General features: G+C 30.6%; 16 protein-coding genes. 7 read left to right on the forward strand and 9 right to left on the reverse strand.

Features of this window, described 5'->3' with window-relative positions; genetic code table 11:
- Positions 1-7 precede the first annotated feature (7 nt).
- A complete protein-coding gene (locus tag ABIN17_03195; GenBank protein MEO0284063.1) occupies positions 8-1,666 on the forward strand; it encodes a long-chain fatty acid--CoA ligase in 1,659 nt (552 codons plus the stop codon).
- Here ABIN17_03195 and ABIN17_03200 read toward each other — a convergent pair.
- Genes ABIN17_03200 through ABIN17_03210 form a run of 3 tightly spaced genes read right to left on the reverse strand, consistent with a single transcriptional unit; the run spans position 1,663 to position 5,049 of the window.
- Positions 1,663-3,159 carry an FAD-binding oxidoreductase gene (locus ABIN17_03200; protein MEO0284064.1) on the reverse strand — a complete coding sequence of 499 codons (1,497 nt, stop codon included), beginning with the start codon at positions 3,157-3,159 and terminating at the stop codon, positions 1,663-1,665. The two genes, ABIN17_03195 and ABIN17_03200, sit on opposite strands and share 4 nt — an antisense overlap.
- A complete protein-coding gene (locus tag ABIN17_03205) occupies positions 3,143-3,808 on the reverse strand; it encodes a zf-TFIIB domain-containing protein (protein ID MEO0284065.1) in 666 nt (221 codons plus the stop codon). The genes ABIN17_03200 and ABIN17_03205 overlap by 17 nt, the downstream gene beginning before the upstream one ends.
- Positions 3,805-5,049, reverse strand: coding sequence for a cysteine desulfurase (locus ABIN17_03210; protein ID MEO0284066.1), 1,245 nt, complete (start codon positions 5,047-5,049; stop codon positions 3,805-3,807). Before ABIN17_03210 ends, ABIN17_03205 begins: the two co-directional genes overlap by 4 nt.
- Before the next feature lie 60 nt (positions 5,050-5,109).
- On the opposite strand from ABIN17_03210, the gene ABIN17_03215 reads away from it, so the two are divergent.
- The 4 genes from ABIN17_03215 to ABIN17_03230 all read left to right on the forward strand — a co-directional run bounded on the left by ABIN17_03215 (position 5,110) and on the right by ABIN17_03230 (position 6,740).
- Positions 5,110-5,580: a hypothetical protein gene (locus tag ABIN17_03215; GenBank protein ID MEO0284067.1), complete on the forward strand. Its 471-nt coding sequence runs from the start codon at positions 5,110-5,112 to the stop codon at positions 5,578-5,580.
- Positions 5,570-5,977 carry a VOC family protein gene (locus ABIN17_03220; GenBank protein ID MEO0284068.1) on the forward strand — a complete coding sequence of 136 codons (408 nt, stop codon included), beginning with the start codon at positions 5,570-5,572 and terminating at the stop codon, positions 5,975-5,977. The genes ABIN17_03215 and ABIN17_03220 overlap by 11 nt, the downstream gene beginning before the upstream one ends.
- 163 nt (positions 5,978-6,140) lie before the next feature.
- Positions 6,141-6,476 carry a DUF3782 domain-containing protein gene (locus tag ABIN17_03225; GenBank protein ID MEO0284069.1) on the forward strand — a complete coding sequence of 112 codons (336 nt, stop codon included), beginning with the start codon at positions 6,141-6,143 and terminating at the stop codon, positions 6,474-6,476.
- Between the two features lie 21 nt (positions 6,477-6,497).
- On the forward strand, positions 6,498-6,740 hold the full coding sequence (locus ABIN17_03230; protein ID MEO0284070.1) for a hypothetical protein: 243 nt from the start codon (positions 6,498-6,500) through the stop codon (positions 6,738-6,740).
- A 25-nt stretch (positions 6,741-6,765) separates the two neighbouring features.
- On the opposite strand, the gene rpe is transcribed toward ABIN17_03230, so the two are convergent.
- From rpe to ABIN17_03260, 6 genes are all read right to left on the reverse strand, one after another.
- Complete coding sequence (gene rpe / locus ABIN17_03235) at positions 6,766-7,416, reverse strand: ribulose-phosphate 3-epimerase (protein ID MEO0284071.1); 651 nt, start codon at positions 7,414-7,416, stop codon at positions 6,766-6,768.
- The gene (locus ABIN17_03240) at positions 7,413-8,798 is read right to left on the reverse strand and encodes an SLC13 family permease (GenBank protein ID MEO0284072.1); all 1,386 of its coding nucleotides are present in this window, start codon (positions 8,796-8,798) and stop codon (positions 7,413-7,415) included. Before ABIN17_03240 ends, rpe begins: the two co-directional genes overlap by 4 nt.
- A gap of 3 nt (positions 8,799-8,801) precedes the next feature.
- On the reverse strand, positions 8,802-9,770 hold the full coding sequence (locus ABIN17_03245; GenBank protein MEO0284073.1) for a D-alanine--D-alanine ligase: 969 nt from the start codon (positions 9,768-9,770) through the stop codon (positions 8,802-8,804).
- Positions 9,771-9,960: 190 nt separating this feature from the next.
- Complete coding sequence (locus ABIN17_03250) at positions 9,961-12,564, reverse strand: hypothetical protein (protein MEO0284074.1); 2,604 nt, start codon at positions 12,562-12,564, stop codon at positions 9,961-9,963.
- 11 nt (positions 12,565-12,575) lie between these two features.
- Complete coding sequence (locus ABIN17_03255; GenBank protein MEO0284075.1) at positions 12,576-15,128, reverse strand: S8 family peptidase; 2,553 nt, start codon at positions 15,126-15,128, stop codon at positions 12,576-12,578.
- A 134-nt stretch (positions 15,129-15,262) separates the two neighbouring features.
- Positions 15,263-17,848 carry a S8 family serine peptidase gene (locus ABIN17_03260; GenBank protein ID MEO0284076.1) on the reverse strand — a complete coding sequence of 862 codons (2,586 nt, stop codon included), beginning with the start codon at positions 17,846-17,848 and terminating at the stop codon, positions 15,263-15,265.
- 111 nt (positions 17,849-17,959) lie between these two features.
- Here ABIN17_03260 and ABIN17_03265 point away from each other — a divergent pair, with 111 nt between their 5' ends.
- Together ABIN17_03265 and ABIN17_03270 are read left to right on the forward strand one after the other, a co-directional pair.
- Positions 17,960-19,240 carry a pitrilysin family protein gene (locus tag ABIN17_03265; GenBank protein MEO0284077.1) on the forward strand — a complete coding sequence of 427 codons (1,281 nt, stop codon included), beginning with the start codon at positions 17,960-17,962 and terminating at the stop codon, positions 19,238-19,240.
- 1 nt (position 19,241) lies between these two features.
- Positions 19,242-20,480 (forward strand): pitrilysin family protein, encoded by a 1,239-nt coding sequence (locus ABIN17_03270; protein ID MEO0284078.1) that lies wholly within the window; start codon positions 19,242-19,244, stop codon positions 20,478-20,480.
- Positions 20,481-20,483: the final 3 nt, after the last annotated feature.

The raw sequence follows: 20,483 nt of genomic DNA on the forward strand, positions 1-20,483 counted from the left end.
TACGGTTATGGAGAGAATATGGTTAAAGTTTTATGATAAGGGTGTAAAAAGTGATATAGAAATACCAAAGGTTCCTCTTTTTTACTTTCTTCTTGAAACTGTAAAAAATTTTCCAGAAAAGGATGCTTATATATTTTTTGACAAAAGAACAAAATTCAAAGAACTTCTTTTTAAATGTAGAAAATTTGCTTCTTTTTTGAAAGAAAATGGAATAAAAAAGAAAGATAGGGTAGCTTTTCTTTTGCCCAATACTCCCCATTTTGTTATTTCCTATTATGGAACTATGATGGTAGGTGGGATTGTTGTTCAGTTAAACCCTTTACTTTCTGATAGGGAAGTTTCTCTTCTTTTAAAGAATTCAGGTTCTAAAATCTTAGTAATTCTTGATATTTTACTGCCAAGATTTCTGAATTCCATTAAAAGTTCAAATATTGATTTTTTAATTGTTGCTCAGATTGACGAATATTTTCCACCTTTTAAAAGAATTGGTTTCAAATTTTTTAAAATTTTGAAGGGAATAAATCGAAAGTTGAAAGGTTTAAAGAGAAAATATTTCTTTTTTAGAGAAATTGAAAATTATAAGGAAATAGAAAATTTTGAAAAAATAGACCCAGAAGAAGATATAGCTTCCCTTCAATATACAGGTGGGACAACAGGGATTCCAAAGGGTGCAATGCTCACTCATTACAATCTTGTTGCAAATACTTTGCAAACGATGGAATGGGTTCCTGATTTAAGAAAAGGTGAAGAAGTTGTTATGGGTGTTTTACCCTTTTTCCATGTTTATGGAATGTCAGTGGCTTTAAATTTTTCAATAGCTTCTGGTTCAACTTTAATAATTGTTCCTAAATTTCATACCAAGGAAATTCTTGAAAAGATAGAAAAATATAAGGTAACAATTTTTCCTGGTGTTCCACAGATGTATCAGGCAATAAATAACTTTAAGGATATTAAAAAATATAAATTAAGTACAATAAGAGCATGTATTTCAGGAGCAGCACCTTTACCACCTCAGGTCAAGGATAAATTTGAAGAGTTAACAGGTGCAAAACTTGTTGAGGGTTATGGATTATCTGAAGCTTCACCTGTTACCCACTGTAATCCCCTTTACGGTAAAAATAAAAGGGGAAGTATAGGTGTTCCTTTTCCAAATACCTTAGCAAAAATTGTTGATCTTGAAAAAGGTGAAAAAGAAATGCCCATTGGTGAGCCAGGAGAATTAATCCTTAAAGGTCCACAGGTAATGAAAGGTTATTGGAACAATGAAGAAGAGACTAAAAAGGTTATAAGGGATGGATGGTTATATACAGGTGACATAGCAAAGATGGATGAGGATGGTTACTTTTATATTCTTGATAGAAAGAAGGATTTAATAATTGTGAGCGGATTTAATGTTTATCCAAGAAATATTGAGGAGGTTCTTTTAACTCATCCAAAAATCAAGGATGTTGCCTGTGTTGGTATCCCCTATGAAAAAACAGGAGAAGGTGTTAAAGTATTTATAGTGCCAAAGGAAGGAGTCAGTTTAACAAAGGAGGAGGTAATTGAATTTTCAAAGAAAAATCTTGCAAAGTATGAAGTTCCTGTTGAGGTTGAATTTGTTAAGGAAATTCCAAGAACAGCAGTTGGTAAAACTTTAAGAAGGGTTTTAAAGGAAAAAAGTTAAATTTCAAATCCAAGGGGACAATATTTAAGGGATTCTTTATTTTCTTTGCTTATTTTTAAGTTGCCTTTTATTTTACTTAAGAATATTTCACCCCTTGTTCCTTTATCTTCTCTTAAAAATTTTTTATAATTATCTGAATATAGATTACATAGGGAGCAGAGAATACACATTTTTTTATTTTCTCCAGGTTCATATTTATTAACTTTAAATTCACCTTCTATTTTTGATGGGTTAAAAAGATCATAAGGGTCAAGGGCTTTTTTAATTTTCTTCATTATCTCATATTCTTTAAATCTCTTTGTATACATAATGTATTTTATTCCAAAACCATGCTCCCCTGTTACAGTTCCTCCTATATCAAGGACATATTCGCATATTTCCCTCTTCATTTTTTCTGCCTTACCATTTTCTCTTTTTTCAAAAATAATACTTGTATGAATGTTTCCATCCCCGAAGTGTCCGTATGGAATTATTTTAATTTTATATTTATTTTCAAGTTTTTCATAGAAAAGAATAAGAGAATCTATTTTTGAAACAGGAACTGTGACATCTATGGACTTTTTTCTTCCTTTTAAATTCCACATTAAATTTGAATATTTTTTTCTTAGAGATAAAATTTTTTCTTCCTCTTCTTGATTAAAAGGTAAAATTAAATTACCTTTGATAGTTTTTTTTAATTTTTCAATTTCTTGAATTACATCTTCTTTTTTTCCGATATATTCAGTCCATAATAAAAATTTATTTTCCCATTCCATAATTTCGCATAGGGTTATATTTTCCTTTTTTATAAGTTCTTTTGAAATTTTAAGAATTTCTTTTTTTTCTGACTCAATTAAAATACTTTTTTTATACTCAGGAATTCTTATAACCTTTAAATATATTTCTGTTATAAGCCCTAATGTTCCTTCTGAACCTACAAAGATTTTTTCAACTGGATAAAAGAGTTTATTCTTTTTTAAAAGTCCCCTTGTATTTAGAACTGTTCCATCTGAAATTAAAACAGAAAGTCCATTTACATAGTTAATGGTTACTCCATATCTTAAAGCCCTTGGTCCTCCTGCATTTGTTGCAACAGTTCCTCCTATGCTTGCTATATCACTTGAAGCAGGGTCAACTGGATAAAAGTATCCATAATTTTTTAAAAATTCATTTATCTCATCAATTGTAAAACCAGGTTCTAAATAAAGTATTTCATCCTCTATGAAGAATTCAATTTTATTTTTAAGTCTTTCAGTGCTAACAACAACACTTTCAGGGTGAGGAACACATCCACCGCTTCTTCCTGTCGCTTTTCCCCTTGGTGTTACTGGAATTTTATTTTCAAGGAGTAAAGATACAATATCAATAAGTTTATTTTTTTCCTTTGGAATAAAAACTGCCTTTGGTAATGAATAAAAAAAAGATGTGTCAAAGGAGTATGCATAGAGGACTTCTTCCTCAATAAAAAATTCCTCAGGAAATTTTTTCTTTAATTCCCTAAAAAGTTTCTTCATTCTTTTTGAGAGTATCTTTTAGAAAGGGCAAAAGGGTTAAAAGAATGTTTATTGTTAAATTTATAGGGAATTTTGAAAAGGGAATTAAAAATCCTAAAAATTCCTGAATAAAAAGATAGGATAAATCTTTTTCATATTCCCTTTTAATTTTTTCTTTTAATTCTTTTTCATCAGGATAAATAACCATTATTGCTTTGATAAGAGCCTCTTTACCTTGCGTTTCATAAATTTTCTTAAATAGTTCTTTTTCCTTTAAGCTCTCTTCTTTTTTTCTTTTTAATTTTGAAATTTCTTCTTCTTTTTTTCTTGTAAATTTTAATAGTTCACCGTGATTAAAAAACATTCCTTTACAGTTTTCACAGAAAAGGATAAGTAAATCCTTATATTTTGGATTTAAATATTTTCCCATTTTTTTATTACATTGAGGGCACTTAAAGTTTTTATTTATATCTAAGGGTAATTTTGTTTTTAAAAGGGGTAAATTAATTTCCTCAAGTTTTTCTGCTTCTTTTTCTTTTATTCTTAAACCTGAAAGCTCAGAGAAAAAAATCCCCCCGCACTGGAAGCATTGATACGAAGTTTCAATTTGACCGTAAATATTTTTAAATTTTCTTTCCTCTAAATTTATATTACATAGAGGGCAATTCATTTAAAAAAGTATTTCTTAATTTCCTCAAGAACAGAAACAAATTTATCAACCTCCTCTTTTGTGTTATATAAATAGAAGCTTACCCTTGCTGAGTTTTCAATTTTAAAATGTCTCATTAAGGGTTGTGTGCAGTGATGTCCACTTCTTATAGCAATTCCTTCCTCATCGCATATTCCTGCTATATCGTGCGGGTGAATTCCTTTTATGTTAAAGGAAATGATTCCGAGGGTTTTTTGTCCCTTATGTCCATAAATTTCAATCCCTTCAATTTCCTTCATTTTTGAGAGAGCATATTCTGTTAATTCATTTTCATGTTTTTCTATATTTTCCATTCCTATTTCTTTAAGGTATGAGATAGCAGCAGAAAGTCCTATTCCACCTGCTATATTGGGTGTTCCTGCCTCATATTTCCAGGGCAGTTCATTCCATGTTGCCCCTTCAGTTGTTACTTCAAAAATCATATCGCCACCGTATAAAAAAGGTTCCATTTTAGAGAGTAATTTTTTCTTTCCGTATAAAAATCCAATTCCTGTTGGTCCAAGCATTTTATGTCCACTTACAGCAAGAAAATCAATATCAAGTTCTTTCACATTTATTTTTGTATGTGGAACAGCCTGAGCACCATCGCAAACTACTATTGCATCACTATTTTCTCTTACAATTTTAATAATTTCTTCTGCTGGATTAATTGTTCCAAGGAAATTTGAGGCAAGTGTAAAGGTTACTATCTTTGTCTTTTTATTTAAGAGTTTTTTAAGATGTTCAAGGTCAAGGGTTCCGTCTGAAAGAACATTTACATAGTTTAATTTTATTTTTTTTACTTTCCTTAGCATCTGCCAAGGGACTATGTTTGAATGGTGTTCCATTAAGGTTGTTATAACTTCATCACCTTCTTCAAGTTGATGTATTCCTATTGAATAGGCGCAAAGGTTAAGGGCTTCAGTTGCGTTTCTTGTAAAGATAATCTCTTCCATTGAATTTGAGCCAATAAAGTCTGCTACTTCTCTGTGGGCTTCTTCGTATTTAATGGATGCTTCGTAACTTAAAGTATGGACACCTCTGTGAACATTTGCATTATAGTTTTCATAGAATTCTAAAATTGCATCAATAACCCTTTTGGGTTTTTGTGTTGTTGCAGCATTATCAAAATATATAAGGTCTTTTCCCCTTATTTTTCTTTTTAAACAGGGGAAATCTTCTCTAATTTTTGTTAAATCTAAAAAAGTCTCTTTTGTTTTCATAAAATTTTTTTAATTTAAAGGATTTGAACCTGCTAATAAAATTATATTATACTCTTAATTATGAAGAAATTTATATTTTTTATTCTTTTTCAAACTCTTTTATTTTCAAAGGTAAATTTAAAATTTGGAATAAAGTCCTCCATAGTTTATGAAAATGGTGAGGCCTATCCATTAATTGGGATATCTCTTGGTTATTATCCTTTTTCCTATTTTTTTATTGAAGGTAATGGTGAATATATTATGAAAAGTTCCTATAAGGAATTTGCTTTTCCTTTGACATTTAATTTTATTTATAAGAGAAAATATTTTTCACCTTATATAGGACTTGGACTTGCTTACCACTTTTATTCCTATGACTCCTATTCTGATAATTCTCTCGGGTATAGATTTAAAGGAGGAACAAGCTTCTTTGATAAAAGTGGTGCCACTATTTATTTTGAGGCAATTTATGATGTCCCTGATTTTTCAAAAGGAAGAGGAAGGTGGCAGTTTACAGGTAGAATTGATAAGGATTTTAATTTTGAATTTTAAGAAGGTTAACCATATTTCACTTGCGGTTAGTGATTTTGATAAAGGCGTAGGAGTCTTTAAGAAGCTTTTTTCCCTTGAGCCTGAAATTCATTTTTTTGAGGAAAGAAAATTGAAAATTGCAATATTTTACTTACAGAACTTAATGTTTGAAATTATATCACCTATGGAAGGTGAAGAAAAGGTGAAAAAATTTCTTGAAAAAAGGGGAGATGGAATTCATCATATAGCCTTTGAGGTTGAAAATGTTGAAGGTATTGTTAAAGATTTACAGGAAAAGGGATTTAAAATAGTTGAAGGTCCAAGAGAAGGTATTAAAAGTAAAAGTGTAATTTTTCTTGATCCAAAAGATACAGGAAGGGTTTTAATTGAATTGGTTGAAAAGAAAGAAAAAGTTTAAAAGATTTTGGAAGGTGAAAATTAAGAAAGTGAGTTAAATGCAAGGAAAAATAGATTTTTGGGGATAAGAAATTCAGGATTTAAGTATTGAGTAATAGAAAAGGATAATTTGACCTTATCCTCTATTCTGTTTATTTTTGCATTTTTTTAGTTTACAATTTACTATGAAAAAAATTTTAAGAGAAGAGGATATTATAAAAATAATTGAAAAAAGACTTCCTGAGATTATTGAGAAATCACCATTTTTCAGATTAAAGATTGAAGAGATAATGGATAAGAGGGCAGTAACAAGAGAGGAAATAAAAGAAATACTTAAGGAATTAAAGGCTCAAAGGGAAGAATTAAAGGCTCAAAGAAAGGAGATAGCAGATGGTTTTAGGGTTTTGAGGGATGCTATAACAGCATTAGGGGCAAGATGGGGTATATTTGCAGAGGAGGCTTTCAGGGAGAGTATGGAAGATATTTTGAAGGAACTCGGTTTTTATGATGTTAAAAAGTGAAAGGATCATGATAATGAGGGGATGGTTTTTGGTTATCCTTCAACAATTGAAGTAGACCTTGTTATAAAGGATGATAAACATTATTTAATAGAGATAAAAAGCAGTGTATCAGATGGTGATGTTTTGAAATTTAAAAGAATTGGGGAGTTTTATGAGAAGAAAACAGGGGTAAAGCCGGAACTTTTTATAGTTTCTCCTTACATAAGGGAGGAGACAAAGAAAAAGTGTAAAGTTTTTGGAATAAAGTTTTATAGAAGAGATTAAAAAGAAATTGAAAAATTAAAGGAAGTTATTTTTCGCCTTTTATTTTTTTAATAAACTTGTTAATTTTCTTTTCCTTAAAAAAGAAGGATCCAATACATAAAACTTCTGCCCCAAGATTAATTACATAAAAAATATTTTCCTTATTCAATCCCCCATCAACTGCTATTTCAAATTTTAAATTATCTTTTTCCTTTATTTCCTTTAATTCCTTTATTTTAAAAGATGCACTTTCAATAAACTTTTGCCCTGAAAAACCAGGATTTACTGTCATAACAAGGACTCTTTCAACATCTTTTAAGTAAGGTAAAACTCTTTCGAGAGGTGTTTCAGGGTTTATTGCAATTCCTGCCCTTGTAAAATGATGTATTTCTTCAATTGTTTCTTTAACTTTATCTGTTGCCTCTACATGAAAGGAAATAAGATGAGGTATGGAGTTTTTAAATCTTCTTATATATCTTAAAGGGTCAATAATCATTAGGTGAATATCAAGGGGTAAATTTGTTAATTTTCTGATTGCTTCAACTATCATTGGACCAAAGGTAATATTAGGAACATACACTCCATCCATAACATCAATATGGATTAAATCCGAACCTGATTTTTCAATTTTTCTTATTGTTTTTTTTAAATCTGAAAAATCTCCCGCAATTATGGAAGGAGCGATTTTTATTTTCATCTCATAAAATAAAAATAAATTGTAGTAGTTATTATAGTGAGAATATTCATAAAAAATCCAATTTTTGCTAAATCCTTAACCCTAACATCACCAGTACTTAAAATTATTGCATTCGGTGGGGTTCCTGAGGGAAGCATAAAGGCAAAAGAAATACAGAGTGTTGAGGGGAGCATTAGAAAATATGGAGATAAATTTAAAGTCTTTGAAAATTCTCCAATTATGGGTAATAGAAGGGAAGCAGAGGCAGTGTTTGATGTAACTTCTGTAAAAAAAACAAGAAAAGTAACAAGGATTAAAAGAAATAAAAAGGGGGAAAATATTGAAGATATATTTTTTATGTAATTACCAATAAAAACTGTAAAACCTGTTTTCTCATAGGCATCTGCAAGAGCAAGACCACCTCCAAAAACATATAAAATTCCCCAGGGGATTTCTTTTGCTTCCTTTGAATTTAAAAGGGTTTCTTTTTCCCCTTTTCCTCTTTTAATGAAAAAAAGTAAAGAAGAGCAAAAAATTGCAATACTTGAATCCTCTATAAATTTAAGATTGGGAAATTTAGAAAAAAAGGGTCTTATAAACCATAAAATTATTGTTAAGATAAAAATTAAAAAAACTCTCTTTTCATATTCTGTCAATTTTAACTTTTCCTCTTCAATTTTTATTTCAAAACTTTCTCCTTTTATAAAGAAAAATTTAAAAAAAAGCAGCATAAAAATAAAGATTAATATGGCAAGGGGAGCAGCATATCTTATCCATTCAATAAAGGAAAAAACATATTCCTTTCCAAAAATTTTCTCCACTATTCCAAGATAAATAATGTTAGGGGGAGTACCTACAGGTGTTAAAATTCCTCCTATGGAGGAGGAATAGGCTGTTGAAATTAATAGAATTTTTTTAAAATTTGAATTTTCCCTTAGCTTTATACCTTTTAAAAGGGAGATAGCAATGGTATATGAAATGATTGTGGCAGCAGTATTTGATATCCATCCTGAAATTAAAAAAGTGGCAAGAGAAATTCCAGCAAAGGAAAAAAATGGACTTTTTGGAAAAATTGAGATAAAAAAAAGAGAAATTTTTTTAGCAAGTCCTGATACTTCAATTGCCTTTGCTATAAAAAAAGATCCAAGGAATAAGAAAATAAGGTGGTTTCCATAGGATAGAGCAGTATCTTTAACACTCAAAATACCAAAAAGAGGAAAAAGAAAAAGCGGAAAGAGCCCTGTTATTTCTATCGGAACAATTTCAAATATCCAGGAGTAGGCCATTAAAAGGGTAATTGAAAAAATTTTATTAAACTTAAATGGAAAAATTAAGGGAATAAATAAAATCAAAAATAATATGAAAATTTTTAAATATGATTTTCTATTTGTTTTTGTGATCAAAATTCAATCATAAACTGTATTTAAAATAAATAAGACAAGTTCTTCGTAGCTTAGTCCATAGGCTTTTGCTTCAGCTGGTAAATCAGATAAATCGGTCATACCTGGCAGAGTATTTACCTCAAGTATATAGGGTTTTTCATCTTCAGATACAACTCCGTCAACTCTTGAAAAGCCTCTGCATTCAAGAGCCAAATGAGCTTTAAGAGAGATCCTCTGGACCTCTTCAGTCAATTCAGGAGAAAGTTCTGCTGGTAAAATAAATTCTGTTTCTCCTTTTGTGTATTTTGCTGTATAGTCATAGAATTCTCTTTTTAAAGGTCTTAATTCAAGGATAGGTAATGGGAAAGCCTTTTTGCCTGTTCCAAGAATTCCAGTTGTTATTATTTTCCCTTTAATATATTTTTCAAGGAAAAAGTCTTTAAATTTATTTTTATTTTCCTCAAAATTTTTTATCACATCTTCTCTACTTTTACAGATTGAAACACCAAGACTTGAACCCTCATCTTTTGGTTTAAACATCATAGGGTATCCGAATTTTTCCTCTGCTTCCCTTAATTTTTCTTCAAAATTTTCGTAGTGGTATATTGTTACAAAGGGTGGTGTAGGAATTCCCTCACTAATAAATATCTTTTTTGAAATTATTTTATTCATTCCAAGAGCAGATCCAAGGACACCACTTCCTGTATACGGAACTCCAAGCAGGTCAAGAAACCCTTGTACAGTTCCATCCTCTCCTGGTTTTCCATGCAGAATATTAAATATAATATCAAAGGGTTTACTTTCAAGTATTTCTCTAACAAAATCATTTTTAATTTCGAGAATTTTAACATTTAAATTCCAGTATTTAAGGGCTTCAAACACTTTTCTTCCAGATCTTATGGAGACTTCTTTTTCACCTGAGGTTCCACCACAGATAACAAGTATAATTTTATCTTTAAATTCTTTTAATATTTCTTCCTTATTAAATTTCATAAATTTTAATAATAAAAAATAACCCAATCAATAGTCAAAAAATTCCTCTAAAAATTAAGTTATTCTAATAAGTGAGATGCTTTATAAAATGGACGAGACTTTAAGGACTATGGAAAAGAATGCAGGGGAAAGACATAGAAAAGTAATAGAACTTATAAGAAATTTAAAATAAAAAAAAATTTTACTATAACTATTTAATATAAATAATCTTTTTGCCTCCTCCTTTTATTCTGGTGTTTATGAAATATATTCCACTTTCTTTGAGTTTTAATTCTGTTTTTCCCTCGCCTTTTATTTTAAAAGATTTAATATTTCTTCCCTGTATATCAAAGACCTTTATTTCAAAGGGTTTATCTAAGCCTTTATAGTAAAGGAAGGGTTTTCCCTTTGAGTAAAAAATCCTTATATCACTATCTTTAATTAATTTTTCTTTTAGGTCTGTTAAACCACTGTTATAGATTTCACAAACAGCCATAATTACAGGGTCTGCAGGATGGTTGCTGTTTATATCCAAAAGAGGTTGCCAGGATGTTCCATCATAAATAAAACTACGATTAGAAGAAGGTGAATAATCTTCCCAGCATATTGCTGGATATCCATTTATATTAATTATTTCAAGACCCACAAAAAACATTTCACCTGATAAGAATTTTATTGGAGAAGGTAAAGGAGCAAAATTGAGAGAATATCTTCTCTGAGGATTATTCTCAGGATAATCTTTAAAGGAAAGGATAGGATTTATATTAGGCATACTACCGGAGGAATTAAAAATTTGGACAAAAAGAGAATCAATTGGTGTTCCATCATCACTATAAGTTAAATATAAAACTCCTTTAAGTTTTATAGAATCATAAGGCACTGTAAAACCAGTTGCAACTCTGTAAGAGTTTGGTAACAAAACAATGTTCGGATTTGTTATTTCATTATGATTATAGAAGAGTTTCCCAAGGGTTTTTTCATAAATTGAACTTTTACCAATATTAGAAAAGGCATCTTTTGCCTCAAAAAAGTAATATATTCTTTTACCAGCACCTAAATAAGGGAGGGTAAAATAGAAAAATTCTCCCCTTGTGCTATCAAAAGGGATTGTAAAAGTATCAATGTTTGAAGTTTCTTCAAAATATTTAAGATAGGCTTCAGTAACAGGAGTAGGATCAATTATCCTTGCTTTTAATACCTTTTGAAAATAAAAACTTGAAGTATCCGGAGGTTTATTATATATTATAAAAGGTTTGCCTTTATCTTTTGTTTCACCCACAACCATGAGATTATCAAAGAAAATACCGAACATATTTAGACCTGGGTCTGATTCAAATCTTAATCTTATATAAGCGGAATCTTCTCCTGCAAGCCCTGATATGTCAAGATTCTGACTTATCCATGTTCCCTGATAACCAGTATATTTTGCTATATTGTTGAAATGAATACCATTCCGGGATATATCAATATAACAGTAATCAAAACCGGTCTCTATCTGATACATCGTGTAAAAAGTGAGTTTTACTGTTTCAAAACCTCTTAAGTCAAGGGGTTTTGATTTTGAATAAATACGAGCCATATTGGGATAATTCTGAAATGCCTTTTCACAGAAGGAATAGTTTCCTCTATAAGAGGTTTCAGAAGTTCTTTCAAAACCGGGTTCAAAATTGGAAAGTGTCCTTTGAGAATTTTCAAAATCATCCCATAAGGGAACATAGAGAGTTTTGAATGTATCAGCAAAAATGTTATCTATATAGTTTGCATCAGAAGAAGGTAAAAGTTCAACTTTAAAAATGTATCTCTTCGGAACATTATAATAAACTGGTTTATTAAAAGTAATAACTGTTTTCTCAAAAGGCATAAGAGGAATTACATACTCAGTATCAGAGACAAGAACTATTGATGTATTTTTCTCCCTTATTTCAAGAATACACGGTGTAAGAGAAGAATTAGTGGCACCTAAATTTTTTACTTCAATGCTATAATTATATAAAACATAGGGATTTTTTACTGGATATATGCTATCAAAGGCAATTTCATAGGGATAAAGGGTATCAATTGCTAAATTGGGGAGAAGAGGTTTTTGATATTTTAGAAGCCCCTCAATAACTTTTGATATAAAGGTATCTCTCTTAAAGGAAGAAGAAATGTCTTCAAAAGAAGCAGAAAAGAAAACAAGGCGACCAGTATCATTAACTAAAGGGAACTTTCTATAAAGCATTATACAGGAATCAGGTATATAACTTGGATGTTTGTTAGCAATTAAAATCCTCATAGCTCCCTGTGTTAAGGTAATAAGATCCTGAAACCCATAAGCATTAGAATTGTTTGAAAAATCGTCAAAGGAAAAGGAAAAACCACTGAAATAAGGTGCAGAAGAAACACCACTTGCACTGACATTTGCAAGGTCTGTTTCCTGATATGCTTGAACACCAATGAATTTTGGCCAGGTACCCCAGCCAAGACCCCACTCAAAATTGAATAAAACATCAGGTCCCAAAAGGAAAAGTTTACCCCCCTGGTTTAAATATTGATACATAACCTGTGAATCTGAGGCTGAAAAAGGACCTGAAGTCCAAGCAGGGTTATCCCAGACAACAACTTTATAACTCAAAAGGGTATCAAGAGGTGGTATTCCCTTCACTGAATAATCCCAAATTTTATAAATGTACCCAAGATTGGAAAAGGAATTAATAATAATCTGTTCATAAGGGGTTCCGTTATTAAGAGTCCCTCCTCCATCATGGTCAATGAGAAGTATTTCGCCCCCACTCAATAAGGAGAGAAAAATAAATAAAATTAATAATCTCTTCATTTTAAACCTCCTTATTTTATTATTAAAACCTTAACATTTTTGTTTTCTTTCTTTAAAAGATAAATTCCATTTCTTTTAGGATTTGAAACCTTTTGACCTGTTACAGAATACTTTGAATAAGATTCAAAAATTTTATTTAATCTGTTAGAATTGGTTATAAAAGAAAATTTAATTCTTTCTTTTTGTTTAAATTCTGCGATATTCTCCTTCACCTCTACTATGCCAAAATATCTCAATATATCGTATATTACCTTGTGCAAAAGGGTAAGTGTACTTGAACCTGTAAGTGGAACTGATTCAAGAGGAAAAGCAAAAAATACTGTATTTGAGGTTCTTACTCCTGCTCCTCTATATTGACCAGTTGTCCCATATTTTAAACAGATTGTTCCATTTAATGTATCATTTAAAATTTCATCAGGGGAGATATTATTATCAGCACCACTTGAGCTTCCAAGATATAAAAACCATCCACTGGTGAGAGGATCACCTGATAGACCTTTTGCATAATTTTTTCCTGATCCAAGAGGAACATAAAACTTATCAACTCCAAGATAGTCCCTAAAGAAAAGGGTGTCAAGGGTAGTATTTATATTTTCAGCAGCAAACTGGGAGGTAAAAACAAGTTTTCCTCCTAAGGTTAGGTAATTTATCATTGTGTCAATTTCAGAGGAACTTAGAACATTTAAACTGTCATTCCCAGTAGCCCATATAACAATTGGTGGCATTGAAGTGGAAAGAGTGGGAATTCCTCTTGCACTTGATTTCCAGATATCGTAAGTAATATTAAGTCCATAAATCTCATTCATTTTTAAAATTGCTTTCTCGTAATAGGTATAAAATTTATTTATATTGTCTGTATAATAAACAAGAATCTGGGGGATACCTATAAAGAAAGTAAATTTGTTAAGAGGATAAAAAGTTTGAGGAGATGCATTAATTTCAAATAAAAGAGTATCCCTTGCATTTAAATTATTTAGTAAAATTTTAAAGGTATCAGAGGTAATGTTGACAGAGACACCTTTAGGAATAACTTGATTATATTCAACAATACTATCAACAATACTGTATCCAAAAGAAGGTTTTAATGTAACCCTGAGGTGATTAACCGGTTGTGGACCTTTATTCAGAACAGTGATTAAAATTCCAATCAGTTCTCCACCTTCATAAAACCTGTCATTATCTCCGATTATTTCTACAATCTGGAAATCGATTATTTTAGCACCTGAAGTAAAAGGATAAAGCAAAGACCTATAAGCATTTACTCTCCCTGCTCCAAGTTTACCTTCAAACCCAGGATTTAAAGTATCAATATTTTCTGCTCCACCTTCCAGATACTCTTCAACCTGTTTTGGTGTTAAATTTGGGAAATGGGAAATTATAAGGGCACATACTCCGGCTGCATTTGGACAAGCCATACTTGTCCCCATCCAGGAATCGTATCCATTGTTGGGAATAGTGCTCCATATATCAACCCCTGGTGCTGTAACATCAACTGAATCACCATAGTTAGAAAAGAAGGCTTTTCTATCCAACTGATCAGAAGCAGCAACAGAAATAACACCTCTTAAACTTGCCGGATAAAGATAAGAACTTGTGTTTTCATTCCCGGCTGCTGCAAGAACAGTTACCCCTTTTAATCTTGCATAGTCAATAGCTGCCTGCATCATATTTCTGTAGGAAGAAGGCCAGCCATAACCACCCCATGAATTGTTTATTACCTTTAATCCCATATTTGCTGCATAATAATGGGCTTCAACAGTCCCGTAAAAATTTATATAAGAAGTATCATTATAAATTAACTGACAGTTCATTCCTACAGCCTTTATTTTCCACCCAATACCTGAAATACCAATACCATTATCTGTAATTGCTGCCATTGTTCCCGTAACATGTGTCCCATGATCCCATCCGACACTCGGCTGAGGAGAAGGATTCCATGTTCCCCATGTAAAATTCCATCCTATAAGATCATCCACATAACCATTACCATCATCATCAATACCATTTAAATCCTGTGGATAATCAAATTTACCATTTCCGTTTAAATCTTCACCAGGATTAACCCATAAGTTATCCCTTATATCAACATGTTCCCACCATAGACCTGTATCAGCAGCTCCAACAACAACTGAGGAATCACCCCTTTCTATATCCCATGCTTCGGGAACCTGCATTTTTGTGAGATTCCACATTTGACTGAAATAAGGGTCATTGGGAATTACATCAATAGGGTAAGCTATATTGGAAAAGGCATCTTTAACAATTTCAAGTCCTTTAAGATTTTCTATTAATTTTTTATTTTCTATTTCCTCAGGAAATTTAATAAGAAAAATGAGATCAAGATCAAATTGCTTGGTTTCTTTAGGAATTACTCCTTTTGTTAATCTATCCAACTCATAAACAGAAAATTTTTTTAAAACAAGATCAATATCTGGGATCCCTGTTTCATTTTTTTCCTTTTCATAAACTATAAGATTTCTTGCTTCCGGTTTTAGCCATATTATTACCTGCCCCTTTATTTCTTTACCGATACCTAAAAAGCCTATTAGTAATAGTTCTATCATTTATTAACCTCCTTTTAAAACACTTCATTATAATATAAATTTTTATACTTGTCAAATTTTTTTTAAAATCCAAAATTTCTTTTAAAAAAATCGAAGGGAAGATTTTACAATTTTTAAAGATTTGTTAAATAATTTTATTCTAAAACTATCAATTTGTTTTTAATTTCTTTTCCTTTATTTTTCAAAATTAAAATGTAGGTCCCTGAAGTTATATTGTAATTTTTAAGTGGAATTTCAAAGGAGAATATTCCTCTTTCAATTAATCTATCAGTAAAAATTATATGTTCTCTTCCAGCTGTATTAACAAGTATAAGGTCAATTTTTCCTTTCTCTGGATTAAAAAGGATAAATTTTAAATTTTTATTTTTTGATAAAACTGTATTTTTAATTTCAAGTCCAAAATCAAATCCCATAAATCTCACTTTAAGGGGTCCCATATATTTTTTTCTTCCATCTGAACTAATTGAAATGAGTTCATATTTATATTCCTTATTATCTTGAATATCACTATCTATATACTCAAATTCTTCTCTCAAAGATATTTCAGTGTAAATAGTTTTTCCATCTTTTTTAAGTATAGAGGTTCCATTTTTAAAAATTCCTAAAGCTTTTAGATGAATCCTATCCTTGAAAGGAATTGCCACAAAGTAACTTTCTTCTTCTCCCATCTGGCTCCCAAGGTCTCCTGTGATAACAAGAGCAAAAGGAACACCATTTGCACCAGGTACTGGAATATTTCTCCCTATAATGTCAATATAATAAGTCCCAGGTGTAGGAGTTGTTCTATAGACAAGTTCAACTGTATTTATATTATCAAAACTTCCACCTGTTGAACTCTGACCACCTGAAAAAACATTTCCTCTATATAAATTTGAATTTGGGTCAATTACTTTAAGATCAAGGTTATTCACTATAGCAGGATTTGCATTAACAGCTGCAGGAGCATCAAACCATACAAGAACAATTTTTAATGGGACACTGTTTGAAAGAACTGATACAAGATACCTCAGGGAATCACCTGTTCCTGTTATTACATTTTCAAAAATTCTTAAGTCTTTTACATCACCTGAAAAATATAGGGTGTTTCTCACATTAACTCTTCCCCATCCAAAATCTTGGTCATAAACATTTGTTGCTAAAAAATTTGTTGAGGATATTGCCATTGCTTTTAAAAGAACTCCTGATGGAATAAAGGCATCAGATGGATTTTTTGCTCCTGATGGATACCATCCTTCTGTAAAGTATTGCCTTATTAAAGAAAGAGCTCCTGCAACAGAAGGGGTTGCCATAGAAGTTCCAGCCATTCCTAACTGGTTACAGTAAGAATGGGGAGGATAATTTGGCTGATCATTCCAAGCAGAATGCACATAATCATTTCCTGCCCCTCTTCCCCCAATTCCACATACATCCGGTTTTATTCTACCGTCAAAAGCCCATCCTCTACTTGAATAGTTAGCAATATTATTTATATTATTATGCTGTAAGGCTCCTACACTTAGAGAGTTTTTTGCAACAGAAGGTGCGGTAACTGTATTATTAGAAGGACCTTCATTTCCTGCTGCAAATACAAGTAAAAAGTCTCTATTATTCCACATAAATTGATCTACTTCCCGTGCTGCACTTGAATAAACGTTATTTGGTGTATTGCAATTTGGGTCTCCACATTCTCCCCAGGAGTTAGAGTGAATTCTTACTCCACGATTTCTCGCATTATTTAAAGGATTTGTAAGATTTGTCCCGTAATCAAAACTTGTGCCATCATACACATCCTGTATAACAAGTCTTGCATTTTTTGCAATACCGTTGTAATTTTTATCACTTGCATCCTGAGTATTATCACTTGGATCAATTTTACCTGCAAGGGTTCCTCCAACATGTGTTCCATGGTCAGCCCCACCGTTTGGCTGATTATCACCTGCACCATAATTTTCATAGGCTAAAACCTTTCTGTGATTATTCCCAGGTGGATCTCCTTGAGGATCCCAGAAATAACAATCATAAAAGTCAAGACCTGTATCCATATAACCTATTATCTGGTTTTCCCCTCTTATACCTTTTCCCCATATAAAGGTATCATTTGTTGTGGCAGTCTGTAATGACCATCTTATTACTTCATTTAAAGGCTTATTCTTTGGTCTTTCTTCAATATACTGAATGTCAGGAATAAAGGCGAGTTTATCTACTTCTGAAGGAGAGGCTCTTATTATTACCTTTTTTGTGTATTCATAAGATTTACCAATTACTTTAAAGGAAAAGGAAGAAACAATTTTTTCAACATAATCAGGTTCACTATCTTCAAAAAGCAAAAGATTTATATCCCTTTCAAAATTACCTTCTGAAAATTTTAAAATCTTAAAACCCGGATGAAAAGGTAAAATGGATCTAACATTTTCATTTTCTTTTATTTTATTTAAGAATCTATCCTTAATTTTTTCTTTTATTTTAACAATGTAAGCATAATATGGGATATAATCATAAATTAAAACTCCTTCACTATTAAGGAATTCAATCCATTCTCTTTTTATAGGACCCTTAAATTGAATTATAAAATACTCGGTTTCCTTTTCATCAACCTTTAAAGAAAAGGGTAGAGGGTCTTCTTTTAATGGGTCAAAGCTGTATTTTCCAATATTTATTCTAAAATCCTCAGAAAAAAAGCTTTCATCTGCATTTAAATTTATAATCAAAAATAAAGTAAATAATACTATTTTTAAACTCATACTTTTTAAAATTTTTTTATTAAGGATTCGAACCTCTATAATGTAATTTTAAAAGTTAATTTTTCTAAAATCAAGTAGTAAATTTAATAAATTTTTATTTAAAATTAACATATGAAAATATTAATCTTTTTAATTTTTGGAAATTTTAACCCACCTATAAATAGTTTTGTGTTAAAAAATAAACTTAATGTATATCTTGTTAAAAATGAAATCTCACCAATTGTAACTGTCCTTCTTGCTTTCAGAGCAGGAGGGGAATACCAGTCTCCTCATGATGCCGGCCTCTTTCATCTTGTTGAACATATGTTCTTTAAGGGTAATAAAAAATATAAAACCCAGGAAGAATTTATGGAAAAAATAAGGGAACTGGGAATTTTATACAATGGTGCTACATCTTTAAACTATGTGATTTATTACTATACATCTACAAAGGAAAATTTAAAGAAAGTTCTTGAATTCTCCTATAATGCTATAACAGGGATACTTTTTGATGAAAAAGAACTGGAAAAGGAAAGAACGGTTGTTCTTGATGAATATAACAGGGACTATTCTGACCCTTTAGAAAATTTCTATATGGATATTTCAAGGTTATTTTATGAAGAACTATATTATAAAACAGACCTTCTCGGACCAAAATATAACATTTTAAAGGCAGATAAAAAAATAATGCTTAATCAGTATGATAAATTTTATGGTCCTGAAAACTGTTTTCTTATTATATCAGGAGATATTGATTTTGAAAAAACTGAAAAAATTGTAAGAAAGATTTTTGAAAGATGGAATAAAAAAGTCTTTTATCAGAAACCTGAAAAATTACCTGAATTAAAAACAAAAAAACTTTTAAATATCAAATCATCCCAAGTTAGGTCTGCAAGAATTGAAATAATCTTTAGAGGACCCGGAACCCTTTATGAAAGAAAAGATACATATATAGGAGACCTTGTAGCAAAAATTTTTTCTCTACCCTATTCACCATTTCAGAAAGAATTTGTGAATACAGGACTTTCAAGTAGTGCCACACTATCCTATTACACAAAATCTGCAACAGGTGAAATTTACTTTTCCTTTGAACTTGAAAAGGAAAAAATTGAGGAAGTGAAGAAGAAAATAGATGAACTTTTAAATTCTATTGATGATGAAAGATGGTTTCCCGAGGAAATAATTGAAGATGCTAAAATATCAATTGAAAATGAATTTTCTCTGAAAACAGAAAATCCTGAAGGATTTGCCCATGAACTTGCTTTCTGGGTTACAACCGCAGACCTTGATTACTTTGTAAATTACATTAATGAAATCAAAAAAATAAATAAGGAAGATATTAAAAATTTCTTTAATAAATACATAAAAAATAAAAATTTTGTTATGGGAATAATTGAACCTGAGGGGGACTAAAATGAAAAAATTAATAATTAGTTCTATTCTTTTTAATCTTTTATTTTCAGAAGTTTTATTTTTAAAAAATGAAATTCCCCTTATATACCGGAAAGTTGAAGGGATTGATGTAATAAGTGCAGGTGTTTTATTTAAGGGAGGTGTAGCTAAATATAAAGAAGGGATGGATGGAATAGAGTTTTTTGCTTTAAACTCCCTTCTTGAAGGAACAAGGGAATACCCCTTCCCGGAGCTTCAAAAAATTTTTGTTAAGGAAGGGATTCTCACAAGAGTCATAGCTGACCATGATTATTCTGCTTTAATTTTAAAATCTCCTACAAAAAATTATAAAAGGGTAATTGAAATTTTATTTAAAATTCTGAATGAACCTGAATTAAATCCTCAAAGGATTGAAGTTGTTAGAAATAACTTAATTTTAAGAGCAAAAAGAAAAGAAGAGGACCCAGACCAGAAATTATTTATTTTGCTAAATGAAGTTTTTTATAAAAATCATCCTTATAAAATAGAACCTGAAGGAAAAATAGAAACTCTTAAGAACTTTAAAATAGAGGATATAAGAAATTTTCTTGAAAATAATTTTCATTCAGGAGGTATTGTTCTTGGTTTTGTTGGACCCCTCGAAAAAGAAGAATTTTTAAATCTCTTTGATGAACTATTCGGAAAAATTGAAAAAAGAGAAAATATAACCCCCGAAATTCCTGATTTTTCAAAAAAAGATACATTTTTTTATATCAAAAAAGATGATTACGAGACAAGTTATATAGCAACAAAATTTCCATTTCCTGATATAAAAGATAGAGATTACCCTGCAATTTTAGCCTTATCAGAGATTTTATCCCAGAGATTTGAAGAAAAGGTGAGAACAAAAGCAGGTATTTCCTATGCAGTTTGGGCTGGTGCTTCAATGAAAAAAAAGAATTATGGTTACTTTTATGTTTCTTCCTCTTTCCCTGATTCAGCCTGGAAATTGATGATTAAAGAAGTTAATGAAATAAAGGAAAAAGGTGTTAAAGAAAAGGAAATTAAAGAGTCTCTCAATCTTTTTAAAACTTATAGATTTTTACAGAATGCCTCCACCGATGGTGTTCTTATTTCTCTTTTTAGGTCTTTTGTAATTGCAGAAGATCCTGAATTCTTAGATTCAATGCTCAATAAAATAAATGAAGTTAAACCTGAAGATATTAAAAGATGTGCTAATTTATACTTTAAGAATTTTATAACTATAAGAATTGGACCTTAAATA

The sequence above is a fragment of the candidate division WOR-3 bacterium genome (genome assembly GCA_039803925.1).
GTDB lineage: Bacteria > Hydrothermota > Hydrothermia > Hydrothermales > JAJRUZ01 > JBCNVI01.